At 33.4% G+C, this 14044-nt stretch carries 12 protein-coding genes and 2 pseudogenes; 3 read left to right on the plus strand and 11 right to left on the minus strand.

Annotated features, from left to right (window positions below):
* Positions 1-153: 153 nt before the first annotated feature.
* Complete coding sequence (gene nusA, locus ACFEL1_RS07440; protein WP_375330952.1) at positions 154-1650, minus strand: transcription termination factor NusA; 1497 nt, start codon at positions 1648-1650, stop codon at positions 154-156.
* Positions 1651-1944: 294 nt separating this feature from the next.
* Positions 1945-2433: a ribosome maturation factor RimP gene (gene rimP, locus ACFEL1_RS07450; RefSeq protein WP_341762212.1), complete on the minus strand. Its 489-nt coding sequence runs from the start codon at positions 2431-2433 to the stop codon at positions 1945-1947.
* 317 nt (positions 2434-2750) lie between these two features.
* Between rimP and ACFEL1_RS07455 the strand changes: the two genes are divergently transcribed.
* Positions 2751-4067: a porin gene (locus ACFEL1_RS07455; RefSeq protein ID WP_375330953.1), complete on the plus strand. Its 1317-nt coding sequence runs from the start codon at positions 2751-2753 to the stop codon at positions 4065-4067.
* 452 nt (positions 4068-4519) lie between these two features.
* Here the strand turns inward: ACFEL1_RS07455 and ACFEL1_RS07460 are convergent, their stop codons facing one another.
* The 8 genes and pseudogenes from ACFEL1_RS07460 to ACFEL1_RS07495 form a co-directional block, all read right to left on the minus strand.
* Positions 4520-5251: an N-acetylmuramoyl-L-alanine amidase gene (locus tag ACFEL1_RS07460; protein WP_375330954.1), complete on the minus strand. Its 732-nt coding sequence runs from the start codon at positions 5249-5251 to the stop codon at positions 4520-4522.
* A gap of 11 nt (positions 5252-5262) precedes the next feature.
* Positions 5263-6156: an FAD-dependent thymidylate synthase gene (gene thyX, locus ACFEL1_RS07465; RefSeq protein WP_375330955.1), complete on the minus strand. Its 894-nt coding sequence runs from the start codon at positions 6154-6156 to the stop codon at positions 5263-5265.
* An 11-nt stretch (positions 6157-6167) separates the two neighbouring features.
* Positions 6168-7166, minus strand: coding sequence for an FKBP-type peptidyl-prolyl cis-trans isomerase (locus tag ACFEL1_RS07470; protein ID WP_375330956.1), 999 nt, complete (start codon positions 7164-7166; stop codon positions 6168-6170).
* Positions 7167-7403: 237 nt separating this feature from the next.
* Positions 7404-7604: a tetratricopeptide repeat protein gene (locus ACFEL1_RS07475; protein WP_341760796.1), complete on the minus strand. Its 201-nt coding sequence runs from the start codon at positions 7602-7604 to the stop codon at positions 7404-7406.
* A 27-nt stretch (positions 7605-7631) separates the two neighbouring features.
* A pseudogene (ruvB, locus tag ACFEL1_RS07480) lies at positions 7632-8612 on the minus strand (Holliday junction branch migration DNA helicase RuvB).
* Positions 8605-9207: pseudogene (gene ruvA / locus ACFEL1_RS07485) on the minus strand (Holliday junction branch migration protein RuvA). The pseudogenes ruvB and ruvA overlap by 8 nt, the downstream one beginning before the upstream one ends.
* Positions 9208-9210: 3 nt before the next feature.
* Positions 9211-9453, minus strand: coding sequence for a Holliday junction ATP-dependent DNA helicase RuvA (locus ACFEL1_RS07490; protein WP_341747723.1), 243 nt, complete (start codon positions 9451-9453; stop codon positions 9211-9213).
* Between the two features lie 90 nt (positions 9454-9543).
* Positions 9544-10395 carry an Rpn family recombination-promoting nuclease/putative transposase gene (locus ACFEL1_RS07495; protein WP_341763204.1) on the minus strand — a complete coding sequence of 284 codons (852 nt, stop codon included), beginning with the start codon at positions 10393-10395 and terminating at the stop codon, positions 9544-9546.
* Positions 10396-11157: 762 nt separating this feature from the next.
* Between ACFEL1_RS07495 and ACFEL1_RS07500 the strand changes: the two genes are divergently transcribed.
* Positions 11158-11382, plus strand: coding sequence for a DUF2674 domain-containing protein (locus ACFEL1_RS07500; RefSeq protein WP_341760801.1), 225 nt, complete (start codon positions 11158-11160; stop codon positions 11380-11382).
* A 79-nt stretch (positions 11383-11461) separates the two neighbouring features.
* Positions 11462-13345, plus strand: coding sequence for a DUF3857 domain-containing protein (locus tag ACFEL1_RS07505; protein ID WP_375330957.1), 1884 nt, complete (start codon positions 11462-11464; stop codon positions 13343-13345).
* A gap of 509 nt (positions 13346-13854) precedes the next feature.
* On the opposite strand, the gene ACFEL1_RS07510 is transcribed toward ACFEL1_RS07505, so the two are convergent.
* Positions 13855-14010 (minus strand): Sec-independent protein translocase subunit TatA, encoded by a 156-nt coding sequence (locus ACFEL1_RS07510; protein WP_341747719.1) that lies wholly within the window; start codon positions 14008-14010, stop codon positions 13855-13857.
* Between the last annotated feature and the right edge of the window lie 34 nt (positions 14011-14044).

The raw sequence follows: 14044 nt of genomic DNA on the forward strand, positions 1-14044 counted from the left end.
AGCTCTTCTTCACAAGATTGCCACGTCGTCGCTTACAGCGACTCCTCGCAATGACGGTTTAGGGCTTACAAAGCTCCTCGCGATGACGGCTTTTTAACTTTCAACAGTTGTGGTAGCATCCCCTGTCAGGATTGATACTGAGGTTGCTTAAATTTATTCATCTTCACGAGTACGAGCTGTACGAATCAGTAATTCTATATCATCATCTACCATGTTAGAATTAGGCACTAATGATTTAAATTCATTAACTGTCAACTCTCCCAAATCTTCTATAGTCTTTACACCATACTCAGCTAATTTTAATATGAATTCTGGTTGTAAATCCAATACATCAATTAATTCTTGTTCAACACCTAAAGCTTCGAGTTTAATAATAATTTTTTCATTTTTAGCATTTACATAATTTATTGCTCGTTCTCTTATCTCAGTTGCTAATTCTTCTTCAAAGCCTTCAATATTCATTAAAGTTTCAATTTTACTGGAAGCTAACTGTTCTAGAGAGGTAAAACCTTGTGCAGATAACAGTTGTGCTATCACTTCTTCAACATCTAAGGTCTCCATAAATAACTCAGTAGCAGAGCAAAACTCATCATTTCTCCGTTTGGATTCTTGATCTTCCGTCATTACATTAATATTCCAGCCAGTAAGTTTAGAGGCTAAACGAACATTTTGACCTCTTCTACCAATTGCAAGACTCAAATTATCTTGAGACACAACTACATCAACTATATTCTTATCTTCATCAATAACAATTTTTGCAATTTCTGCAGGAGCAAGTGCATTCATAATAAATTGGGCAATATTCTTGCTCCATAATATTACATCTATTTTTTCGCCATTAAGTTCATTAGTAATAGCCTTAATCCTATTACCTCTAATTCCTACACATGAACCTATAGGATCAACACTGGAGTCAGAAGCAAAGACTGCAACTTTTGCCTTTGATCCAGGATCACGAGCTATAGTTCGCAATTCAATTATATTATCATAAATCTCTGGAATCTCTAATTCAAATAATTTTATTAGCATTTGGTCGTCAGTTCTAGATAGAAAAATTTGTGACCCTTTAGACGATAATCTTACGTCTTGTACATAAGCTTTAATACGATCATTAACCTTAAAGCTTTCTCCTCTAATGAGCTGCTCCTTTTTAATCATTGCTTCAGCACGACCACCAAGGTCAACTATGATATTATTAAACTCTACTCTCTTAACAGTGCCGTTTAAAATCTCACCTTTCTTATCTTTAAAATCTTCATATTGTTTTTCTCTTTCCGCTTCACCAACGCGTTGTATTATTATTTGCTTAGCTGCCTGAGCTGCAACACGTCCAAGATCAATAGGCGGTAAAAATTCATAAATCTCATCGCCAATTTTAGCATCGACTTTCTTTTCAACAGCATCCTTTAAAGAAATTTGAGTAAAATAATTCTCCACATCATCCACTACATCAAGGATTCTAAAAAGATTAATATTACCATTTTTCTTATCAATCTCAGCTTTTATATTATGTTCATTTCCATATTTTCTGCGTCCTGCAATCTGTACAGCCTGTTCCATTGCCGAAAGTAGTGCTTCCTTAGGAAGATTCTTTTCTCTAGCTACAGAATCTATGATCTGCAGAATTTCTATGTTACCAATATTAATCATAAATTCACTGCCTTTTAATGTTAAACTTCTTGCATCTACTTGCTACTGGTAATTTGTGCGTGATACCGGTACTCTGCTCCTCACGTACATTTGAGTACGCTGCGGGTCGAGGTTCCGTGTCTCCTACAAATTTCTCAGCAAAAGCGAATTCTGCAGGAAGTCTATTTTCAAATCCAATTCTTCAAATCATTTGAGTATACTAGACTCGAATCCGTAACGGAATTTGAGTACGCTGTGGGTCGAGGTTTTGATCCTCCTACAAATTCCCTAGCAGAAGCAAATTATCCAAGAAGTCTATTTTTTATTCATTAAATTCCTAAACATTTCATCTGTTAATACCAAAGAGGCTTTTTTTATCATATCAAATGAAAACACTATGTCTTCACCATGGTTATTCAGATGAATTTTATTATCTTCAGCTTTAACTATCTTTCCCTGATATCGAGTTTGACCATTTAATAATTCTTTTAATTTTATGGTAGCCTCCCTACCGAGGAATCTAGTATAATCTTCAAATTTTATTAATGGGCGTTCAATACCTGCTGAAGAAACTTCTAAAAAATATTTATCACTAATTATATCTTCAACATCTAAAAGGGCTGAGATAATTCTACTGCTATTCCGACAATCTATTATAGTAACCTTTTCACCATCCAACCTATCTATTAATATTTCAAGTACTTTATGGGTTGAACCCTTTAAAGTTACTTTTACTAAGTCAAAACCAAGATCTTTTAGGTTATCTTGCACCGCATCAATAATTTGTTGCTCTATAGTTTGCATTACAACATAAATATTTAAAGATTTTAATAAAAAAGGTGGGGTTAACCCCACCTTTGTTTTTTCAACTTTATTTACAAAAATTTCAACCCGCAAAGCTAGAATACAATATTTTTATGATATTAGCAACAATTAAAAAAAATGTTATATTAGTTGTAATTTTACCATTAAAATAATAAAATTTGTCTGACTAATCATAGTTATTTACAAAAATTTGTTACATTATGGTTTATCTTCTGCTATAAATACTCCAAATAGAAATGTATTATGTTCAATGGGATATAAAAAGAACATAATGAATAAAGAGTTTTGGTATTACTATGAAAAAATTAATAATGTTGCTTTGTGTCTCTTGTTTGTCTAGCATAGCCTTTAGCAGTTCTACTCCTCCAGCTGAAGCTGCTTCAGATACTGAAATAAAATTAGAAGGGTTTTTTGGTTTCCAAGCTGGTTATGGTAACCAAAGTAAATTGTCGTCAGAACAAAGTAAATATATTACTGATAATAAGAAAAAGCTTGGATTTTATAGTGAAGCAGCTTTCTCTGCCACTGCTAAGCAAGAATTTAATGATGTAATAGCTGGAGTTAAAATGGTTTTACTACCAACAACTAAACCAAAGGGTTCTCCAAGTGTCAATGGCTCTTTCATATTCTTAGAGACAGATTATGGTAAAGTAGAGCTAGGCTCTCCTTATGATGCTGCAAATAAGATGGGTATTGGTGGTGCTCAAGTTGCAGCAGCTAGTTGTGGTTTTGCTTGGAGTAAGTATGTATCACTAGACGATAGCAGTATGCAATATAAAGGTATGGAGCCAGAATTTGAGGTAACCCCACCCTCTGTCATAGACTCATTTACCAATGGCTTCGATGACATAAATAAAGGAACAGAGCCAGCTAGAAAAGTCTCTTATTATACGCCAGAGATACAAGGCTTTCAGTTTGGTATTTCTTATATTCCTGATTCAGCAAATACTGGTGGTCATCGTAATCTAAAAAATTTAGATAGCAAAACGGGTCGTAGTAAATTAAAGACTGGTATAAATGAAGTAGAACTACCTGGTATAGATGGTGGTAAAGGTGATACAGTAATTTATAATTACAATGTCAAAGATGCGATTTCTGCAGGGATATCCTATAAGTATGAGATTTTAGATGATATGGCAGTAGAAGTTGGTGTTACAGGAGAACATGCCAAACCAGCTCGCAAACTTATAGTATTAGATCCTAATGGAAAGATGCTATCTAGCAACAAGCTATCAGATCTAAACGCTTACAATTTAGGTGCAGTCTTAACTTATGGTAATATTTCTTGTGCTGGTTCTTATGGTAGTTTAGGTAAAAGTTTGACTTCAAAAACTTACCATAAAGTTGGTCGTGATACGAAATATTATAATGGTACGATTGCTTATGGGCAAGGTCCTATTAAAGCAAGTCTTTCCTATTTTAAATCACTAAAGTATAAAAATACGGTGGATACAGTAAGCCTAGGTACTGAATATAAGATAACACCAGGCTTGTTGCCTTATGCTGAAATCTCTTATTTCCAAGCTAAGGGTAAGCCAGTTTACCTTATTGAAGCTCCTAAGAAAAAAACTAAAGGTACAGTTGCTCTTATTGGTGCAAAGCTTAAATTTTAACCTTTAATAAGCCTTCGTTGTCATTCCTGCTTCGATGCGGAATCTAAAAAAATGACCAAGATAAGTTGTGTTAAGTTATTTTAGACTCCGCACCGAAGCAGGAGAATGACCATAGTACCCTACATTTTTTGTGTAATCGTCATCGTGCATAGGCGTCAACTTAAGAGCGTAATGATTGAACATGTATAAACAAATTAAACACAGCCGTCATCGCGAGGCATCGTTAGATGCCGTGGCGATCTAGATAAACAGCGAAGCTGTTTTTTAGAGTAACGCGCTTCGCGTATCTTAGATTGCCGCGTCGCCGCTTGCAGCGGCTTCTCGCAATAACGTTTAGGTTTGATTTACTTATACATGCTCAATCATTACGCTCTTAAGTTGACACCTATGCGTGATGACGATTACACACTAGTGATCTACGCAACAAATGTTTCGCAGGAATGACAGCTTTTTTACATAAGATATTTTTGTAATAATGCTTCTAAAATTGCCACGGTCTCGACATCTAATATTCCAGAAAAATTCTTTGGGCGGAAATGCATTTGGAACGATACTACAACATCCGTTGTCTGTTGATCAATTATTCCTGTCGGCTGCAACACATAACCATATTTGCTAAATTGTTCTTGGATTAACTTTACATTAGACAGATCTACCTTGGGCATTAGAGCATTAACAGTATCTTGATCATACCAAGCTCCGATATTATTATCATATAGTTGTTTCCATGGAAATAGGGGACCTGGGTCTTGTTTCCTTCCCGGAGCAGCATCAGAATGACCAATTACACAAGTGGGGTCAATATCATAACGAGCTATAATATTCTGACAAAGCTCCATCACCGCTGTAATTTGGTCTTCGGGATAAGGATACCAATGAATCTTTCCTTGAGAATCTTTGGTATCGCCAAGATTTACTATTTCAATACCTATAGAAGTATCATTGAGATTCTGACGCCCCTGCCAACCACTAACACCAACATCCCAAGCTCGTCTAGACTCTTCCACTAATTGGAATATATGATTCGGATTAGAGTCAGAAACTAGATAGTGTACACTAACTTTCGGACCTAGCAGGTCTCTTAGGGATCCTTCTAAGTTTTCGTTAGTGTAATGCAGCACCAAAAATCTAACTCTCTCATTAAAAGATGGGGCTCGGTAGGTTGTTTTATCAATTGTAATCATTTTTATAATACCTATTTTATAAGTTGCATTAATTCATCCCATTCTCTTTTGTTTATGCCACTAGATTCTTGAGTAATTTCTTCATTATTGAGTAGTTTTTTTATAACAGCAAGTCCTTTTTTAGAAATATTATTTCCTCCTAGCCTATATTCCTCGAAAGCATCATAAGTGAAAGGTACCCAAGCTTTTACTATTTCTAGCATTTTCTCTGCATATACTCTGATTTCATATTGAGCATGAGAATCCCCACGTAACAGTAGAAAATGTAATAGATTATGCAAATTAATCTTCCAATACCATTCTGTATAATAGTTTAAGGTTAAATTCATTCTCGCAAGTTCCCTAGTAATACCTATAGTATTTTCATCGATAATATTGCCATGTTCATCCTGGTTCATCATTTCAGTATAATGCTGATAGCATAGTTTAGCATCTTTTTCTAATAGCACTAAGACTTTATCTGCAATTTCTTTTGGAATTTCTTCATCACTTCTTCCTTGTTTATTTATTGTGGATTGAGCAGCAAGATTCTGTTTTTCTGGTAAATAAAATTCATTTCCTAATATAGAATATCTAGCTGAATATTCATTAACACTAGCGGTTCTGTGACGTATCCATTGTCTTGCAACGAAAATAGGCAGTTTAATATGAAATTTGATATCACACATTTCAAATGGTGTTGTATGGTGGTGACGCATTAGGTAATTGATTAAACCTTTATCTTGGCTTAGTTGTTTTGTACCTTTACCATATGATACTCGTGCTGCTTGGACGATGCTACTATCATCACCCATATAATCAATAATTCTGATAAAGCCATGATCTAGTATTTTTATGGGTTCAAATAATAATTCTTCTAGAGCTGGTACTGTAGCTCTTTTTGTCTTGTAATTATTGTCGTGCATTCTTTTCTCTATTATTCTGTTTGAAAATTTGTTAATTCCAGCATCAAATACTCATCCATAGGAATCTTATCTTGATTAAGCATTTTGTTGATATTAGAACCAAGTGCCTTAAATGACTTACCTTTGGCAATTACTGTTCTAGTGCCAACTGGCACTTTACCATGTAGAGCATATGAAACGATTAATGGATAATTAATATCACCAATTTTTATATCTAATTTCTTACCTTTCTGTACTGAATCATAAATTACCTGACCATTCGATAATTTAGTAATCTTTACGTCAACCCCTACTTTATCTCCGCATAATAATGGCATTCTATAAGCTATTTCATCATCAAATATCTTTACTTCATTACTATCAACAAAATTATTAGGTAATATTGAATTTAAGACAATATTAACTCTATAAGGTGCATCATGATCTCTATCTTCTTCTTTATATTGCTGGTTATAATATGCATATTTTGCAGGAAGCACCGCTTGTCTTGTTTGTCCAACCATCATACCTACTACTACAGAATCAAGGTCTAACATGATTGCTCTAGAACCAAGTGTAAAGGTCTTGGTATTTTCGCTAAGTAAATTATTGTTAATATCCAATAATTGATAACGTAATGTGACTACGTGACCACAAGTAGCTGGTCCTTTAGTCCCATTACCAAAGCTATTAATCTTAAACATTGGTTGTATTAAGTCTCTATTAACCTCTATAGTATATTTACCATCAGTAATAGGTTTGTTCGTTGGTTGTAGTAAATGCTCAAAAAATAGTCGACCTTCTTCTGTCTTAAGAGCATTTATCAAAACCTTTGAAACAGTTTTTTCAAGAAAATTACCAGTTAATGGTATATTTGCTTGTTCAGGAGCAGCTTTAGTATTTTTATTATTTTCAGCATCATTAGTCGTCTGAACTTTAGGGTCTTTGTCCTCGGGAGGAGAGAGCATCTTCATTTGGACAATAGAGTAAATAATTGCTGCAGCAATTATAAGACTTAAAGCTTTTTGCATATAATATTTCTTTCTTAAGTATTTCTTAGTTTGTTTTTAAAATATATAGCTAACTCCGATTAGCATTACTCCGGCTATTAGCGAAGAGTACATAAATCCTAGTGTCATTGCGAGGAGGCGTGAGCCGACGAAGCAATCCATTTCTAATAACTTTTTTGGATTGCTTCGTCGCCACTAAAGTAGCTCCTCGCAATGACGGAGTAATGTTACTCGGGTTAGCTATACATTCTATAATTTTTAATGTTTTGCCCTAAGTTGCTTTGCCTTGCTAAATGCTTCTTCTGATTGCGAGTATTTACCTAACTTGTTCAAGGCAACACCTTTGTTATTATAAGCTTTAGCAAGATCAGGTTTATATTTAATTGCTAAATCAAAGACTATAGGAGACGACATTGAACTAAGCGGGTTTTTCTGTTGTTTTATGTTGATTATTTTCATAAACTACCTCTTTGTAACTGTAAATTACTATATTCCAAGATGGTCAAAGGCATTTTTAGTAATAACTCTACCTCTTGGGGTACGTTGTAATAACCCTATTTGTATTAAATATGGTTCTATAGTCTCTTCAACAGCATCACGTTGTTCTTATAGAGCTGCTGCAATTGTCTCTATACCAACCGGACCACCAGCATAATTATCAGCTATAAATTTTAAGTATCTATAATCATTACTATCTAAACCTATTTTGTCAACTTCTAATCGATTTAGGGAGATATTGGCAATATTTTTATCAATTTCTAGCTTATCATCGACAGAAGCAAAATCTCTCACTCGTCTAACTAGCCTAAGAGCAATTCTTGGAGTTCCTCTACTACGCCCCGCTATCTCTTCTAATGCCTCATCGGTTAAATTAATTGCTAGCAATTTACTAGCTCTACTCAAAACAAGTTTTAGTTCAGCCACGTTATAAAAATGCAAACGCAATGGTATACCAAATCTATCTCTCAAAGGGTTGCTGAGTAAACCGAGCCTAGTAGTTGCTCCAACTAAAGTGAAATAGGGTAGGTTGATTTTTACTGACCTTGCTGAAGGTCCTTCACCAATAACTATGTCTAAAGCAAAATCTTCCATTGCTTGGTACAATACTTCTTCAATATTTGTACTAAGACGGTGAATTTCATCGATAAATAACACATCATTATCTTGCAAATTAGTAAGTATAGCAGCTAGGTCAGCTGCTTTTGATATAGCAGGTCCTGAGGTGGATTTAAAATTTACTCCCATTTCCTTAGAAATAATTTGTGCAAGAGTGGTTTTACCAAGTCCAGGAGGACCGTAAAATAATGTATGATCTAAATGTTCAGACCTATTTTTAGCTGCTTGGATAAAAATGGATAAATTATCCTTAATTTGTTGTTGTCCGACAAATTCTCTTAAATAGCTAGGCCGTAGAGAAAATTCTTGATCACTCGGAAGTATATCAGCTGACAAAATATTTTTAGACATTGGATCCACGTGCTTTTAGTGCAAGTTTAATTAGTTCATTAATAGAGAGATTAGAATTTTCTGCAATAATTCCCTGTACTAAATTCTGTGCTTCAGTTTTACCAATACCAAGCGAGGTTAACACTAATGTGGCATCAGATGATATCTTAGCTAAGTCAGTATCATTGTTATCCATGGTAAGGTTGTTAGTAAAATTAGTTAAAGCTTTATCCTTTAACTCTATGATAATTCGTTCAGCTAGTTTTAGCCCAACACTAGAAATGGCTTTAAAAGCTTCTTTATCCCTTCTTGCTATTGCTGATTGGATTTACTCGGGTGATAAATTTGATAAAATAGCTAAAGCCATTCTTGTACCAATACCGTTTACCGATTGTAATAAATTAAAAAAAGCCTTCTCTTCAAGAGATAAAAAGCCGTAAAGATTAATATGATCTTCTCTTACATGTGTTTCAATAAATAATTGACAAAACTCATTAACGACTAACTTATTTAAAGTTTTACTAGAACAATACACTAAATATCCAACACCACTAACATCAATAATGACATAATCATTAAAACATGCATCTATTTTACCTTTTAATTTACCAATCATAATTTATTTAGTATCAGACTTTACTTTTGGTTTACGATTTTTTGTACATATATGTGCTATTACTGGCAATATAGTTACTATCGAAGCTAAAATATAATGCAGTAACGTTGGAGTTTCAGTGCAATGGCATTGACCATCATCAGGAAATGTTGATATAAGTATAATTTTCGCAGTAACCCAAGTAATCACTATATATATAAGCAAATATACTACATATTTAACCTTTGCCCAAATACTCTTAATCATAATTTCCTCTTCTGCTATAGCTAACCATTACATAACAATAATAGAATATGTTAGTAAATGATAGTAAATGATAAATTTGAGGATCGTAAGTCATTTTAGATTTTCTATTTGAGATTTACTTAACTTAGTGTATTTAATAATTTTTTCCATCGGCTCATTGTTTAATAGCATTTCTTTTGCTATAGCTATTATACCTTCCACTCTACCTTTTTCCAGTTGTTTTTTTAGAGTGTTAGCTTCGATACGCAGCCATTTAAGATGGTCTTCATAGGCCTCTCTTTCTTCGTCAGTAAAGTTCATAACATCTAGCACTGTTAGAGCTTTTTTTAAGGCAACATTGTCTAATTCTTTAGGTAAATTATCTTTGTTAAGTAGGTCATGTCTTGTTAGAAAAGCTGTCCACATATCTAGAGAGTTTTTTACTTTTTTCAGTATATCAGGTAATTCCTCATAAGAATTATCAGTAAACTTATTAAGCTCAATAGTATGTAATTCGAGGTCCTTGAAATACAACAATCCACTATCTTTTTCTACTATATGGAAAACATTGTGATACTTAGTTACATTCGGAATAGAAGTAAAGTTTAGAATATGAATACCAATGGCTTTGCTTAGGGTAGAATAGTCCTGAGCTACCTTTAATTGCTCGGTATATAATTTAGCCCAATAATATAAAGCTCGCTTATCATAATCAGCTTCGTCGCTAATTTGAATTTCAATGTTGAACCTTTTGCCATCAACAGATTTGGCTTTAACATCTAATATTGAGAGTTTATCGTTTTTAAAGTTTTTAGGATTATATGGATTAAGCAACGTTAGTTCTGCCACTTGATCTTCCTTAGATACAATTGAATTAATCAAGGATATCAGCAAGTCCTTATTCTCTTCTACACCAAAGATTTTCTTAAATGCCAAATCAACTCGAGGAGTTATTTTATCCATATATGTTGCTATTAGTAGTTATCAATTCTAAAGCTAGTATAGCACAGAAATTATAAAGCACTAAGATATAATGTGGAAAATATAATAGATATCTTTGGCAAACTCTACTTCTGCTGGTAATTTATTCGTACTACCGATACTCTGCTCCTCACGTACATCATTGTCCGCTGTGGGTCGAGGTTTCGTGGCTTCTTTAAATCCCTCAGCATTATGTATTTAAAATAAAAGAAAGTGTTGCAATAATTAGTTATCTAGGATAGATTGATATTAAAAGATACTGACACCGTGAATTCTAGGAACAGATAAAAATGTAATATAGTCAAATACATTGAATTAGGTGGAAAGATAATTGATAAAATCAGTTGATTGTGAAAACTACTTCTATGTTTTTACCACCTAATTCAATGTATTTGACTATATAATTTATCATTAGAGTATCTAATTTTATGTAAGAAAAAGAAAGGTCAATCAAATCAGTTAACTTTTGGGATAATGTTAGTGTATTTCAAAAAATACATATACTCTTCTGCTCCTACGAATTGTTTTTTGAAAATATCATGGATTCGCATGCGTAACTATACTATATGTACACCTAGCATGCTCATCATTCATTTTCAAATCCAATGCTTCAAATCATTTGAGTATACATTTTCCCTCTAATAAAGCTAACACAGTTTCGATGCAATTATTGTTACAGCCGTACTAATCAAAAGATTTAGTAATAATAAATATAAGAAATTAAAATTAATAAAAAATAAGATTATGACAAGGGTAAAACCCCATAAAAAAATTATATCTTTCGCTGAAAACAAATCTGATTTAGATAAAATTACTCAATTTATTATGGACGGTTGGGCAATAGTAAAACTAATGCCACATGGTAATTATTTTATTGGTGTCATGGAAAAGATGCATCATGACGTTACTATAGATGATCAAGATAAAATTGTTTATATACCTCCAAGAAAAAAGATCATTTTTACTTAGTGGTCTCTATTTTTTAGTTTACAATACCTTATAATGCTGGTAACTAAGGGGTATTTTTTTATTTTTAGGATTATTTATAATGACTTATTTAAAATTTTGTCTTCGTCTAATATTATTAGTATTTTTAATAAACTACTCCGCTCAAGGAAGATGGAGTAAGTACGAAGATGCTCCTGTTGAAATTAAATTTTATAATAACGATATTAGTATTAATCAAGATGGCACTTCTGAAGAAATAATGGAAATACACGCAAAAATACTAAAAGAATCAGGACGTAGTCAGTTCTCTCAATATAGATTGACTTATAATAACTATAGTTCCAAAATCTCTATATTAGAAGCCAAGACTATTTATAATGGGCAAGAATATGTAGTTTCTAAAGATATGATTGAGGATAAACCGTTAGCTAGTTTTGGACAAGGTTTTGATCAGCTAAATCAGATAACTATCTCATTCCCTAAAGTGGAACTTGGTGCAGAAATATACTTAAAATATAAATATGTTGAAACAAAAGTTGCTATAGATGATTTTTATGGTGATACCATATTCTATGGTAGGGAAGGTTACTTGCAAGCAAGTAGAACTAAGATTAATTCCAAATTACCTCTAAATATCAAAGTAAACGACCCAAAAGGCGTATTAAAAGTTATTACCGATGCTGAAAGTGACTTTCATTCGGCAGAGATTATCCTAGAGAAACCTGTTTATAATCAATTGACCAATGAACCAAGTAATGGTATATTAAATATTAAGCACAAAACTTGGGTATCTTTATCAAGTTTAACCAAATGGCAAGATTTGGCCAAACAATTAGCTCCTGGCTATTCTAAGGTAATCAATCAACCACTTCCTACAATTTTCATGAATATAGCGGAATCTGCTCTAGATAAAAATACCGATGAAGAAAAAATTAATTTTGTCACTTCTTCATTAGCTGAGAAAATCCAATATATGGGTGATTGGCGAACAGTATCAGGTCGGTATTTTCCTAGAGATTTAGAAAAGATTGCTACTTCTCAAATTGGTGATTGCAAAGATTTTTCTGCAAGTACTGCTGCTATCTTGCAAAAGCTTGGGTTTAAGGTTCAACCCATTTTAGTAATGCGAGGTATTACTAATTTTTCTAACCCAGATGCACTACCTAATATGGGAAATTTTAATCATGTGATGCTTAAAGTAGCTAATAAAAATGGAAAAATATATTGGATTGACCCAACAAACTTTGTCAGTATGGCACAAGGAATTTTTTCGGATGTTGCAGGTAAGTTAGCCTTGGTATTAGATATGCAAGAAGCAGGTTATACCAAAGTTCCTGAAATAGCCCATCAAAATTCACAAGCTATAATGCACAATGAGTTCGTAATAAGAAATAATATTGTAGATGTGCATGGTCAGCTTGATTTACAAGGAGAAACAGCAGCAAATATAACAGGTGCTGGGTTATATGAATCAAATGAACAGCTAAGGGATTTTACTTTCCACATGTTGACAGGAGTATATCTTGATGAAGAAGACAAGAAATTTTTAGAATTACCTGATCTTACTTCTCGTATTGTCAAGGATCTTACAATTAAATACGCATATCAGCAAAAAAATCGAATTTTTAAAACCAATAAGGGGTCTGGTTTAAGGTTAAGATTATATGGGATGGAGGATATTACAAATACAGCTTTTGACCAAGTATCAGACCTTTTTATAGGTGTACCTAACACTAATATAAGACATATAATTATAAAAAATATTATAATTAAAGACTGTAAAAAATTAAACTTTGAGGTTGATACTCCGTGGATATATGTCAATAGATCATGTAAATATCAGAATAAAGATACTGAATTCACAGATATAATATCGACAAAAAAAAGCTTGGTTACCAATAAAGAGTTAAAAACTCCTCAATATAAAAACCTTAAAAGCAACTTAGAAAATAAATTTGAGCGAGCTGCGATAGTTATTGAATGAGTATAATTATCCCACAACTGTACACCTATACCACAGCGTCATTGCGAGCGTAAGCGAAGCAATCTAGGAAACAATCTATAGATAAATGATGTTACTGGATTGCTTAGTCGGTCTTACAGCCACAACTGTTGAAAGTTAAAAATCGTCATCGCGAGGCGTCGATAGACGCCGTGGCGATCTCATGAAGTAAGCTCTTCTTCACAAGATTGCCACGTCGTCGCTTACAGCGACTCCTCGCTAATAGACGGTTTAGGGCTTACAAAGCTCATTGCGATGACGGTTTTTTAACTTTCGACAGTTGTGGTGTTATACCATTTCCGAAAACTAATCATCACGTCGTCGTACTTCATAATCCCCGCTCCTCACGTACTAGTTGTACGCGAAGGTAGCTGACACTCGTACTCCGAGTAGCAATTTAGTTTTGGGAAATGGTATTACGGATTTGAGAACGAAAATAACGATCGATAAGACCATTAGATAGAAATCTTCACATCACCTAGCAAAACAGGTTATTCATCTTTTTTCTTATCAATGTCTTTCATTCCTTCCTTGAAAGCTTTAAGACCTTTTGCAAGATCTGACATCACTTGAGGCAACTTACCAGCTCCAAACAACACTAAGATGATTAATAAGATCACTAATAAGTGGCTGAAGCTCATTCCCATAATATCAATTTTATAAGTTTTAAGTTAGAATTAC

It is taken from the genome of Candidatus Tisiphia endosymbiont of Oplodontha viridula (assembly GCF_964264865.1).
In the GTDB taxonomy this organism is placed as follows: Bacteria; Pseudomonadota; Alphaproteobacteria; order Rickettsiales; family Rickettsiaceae; genus Tisiphia.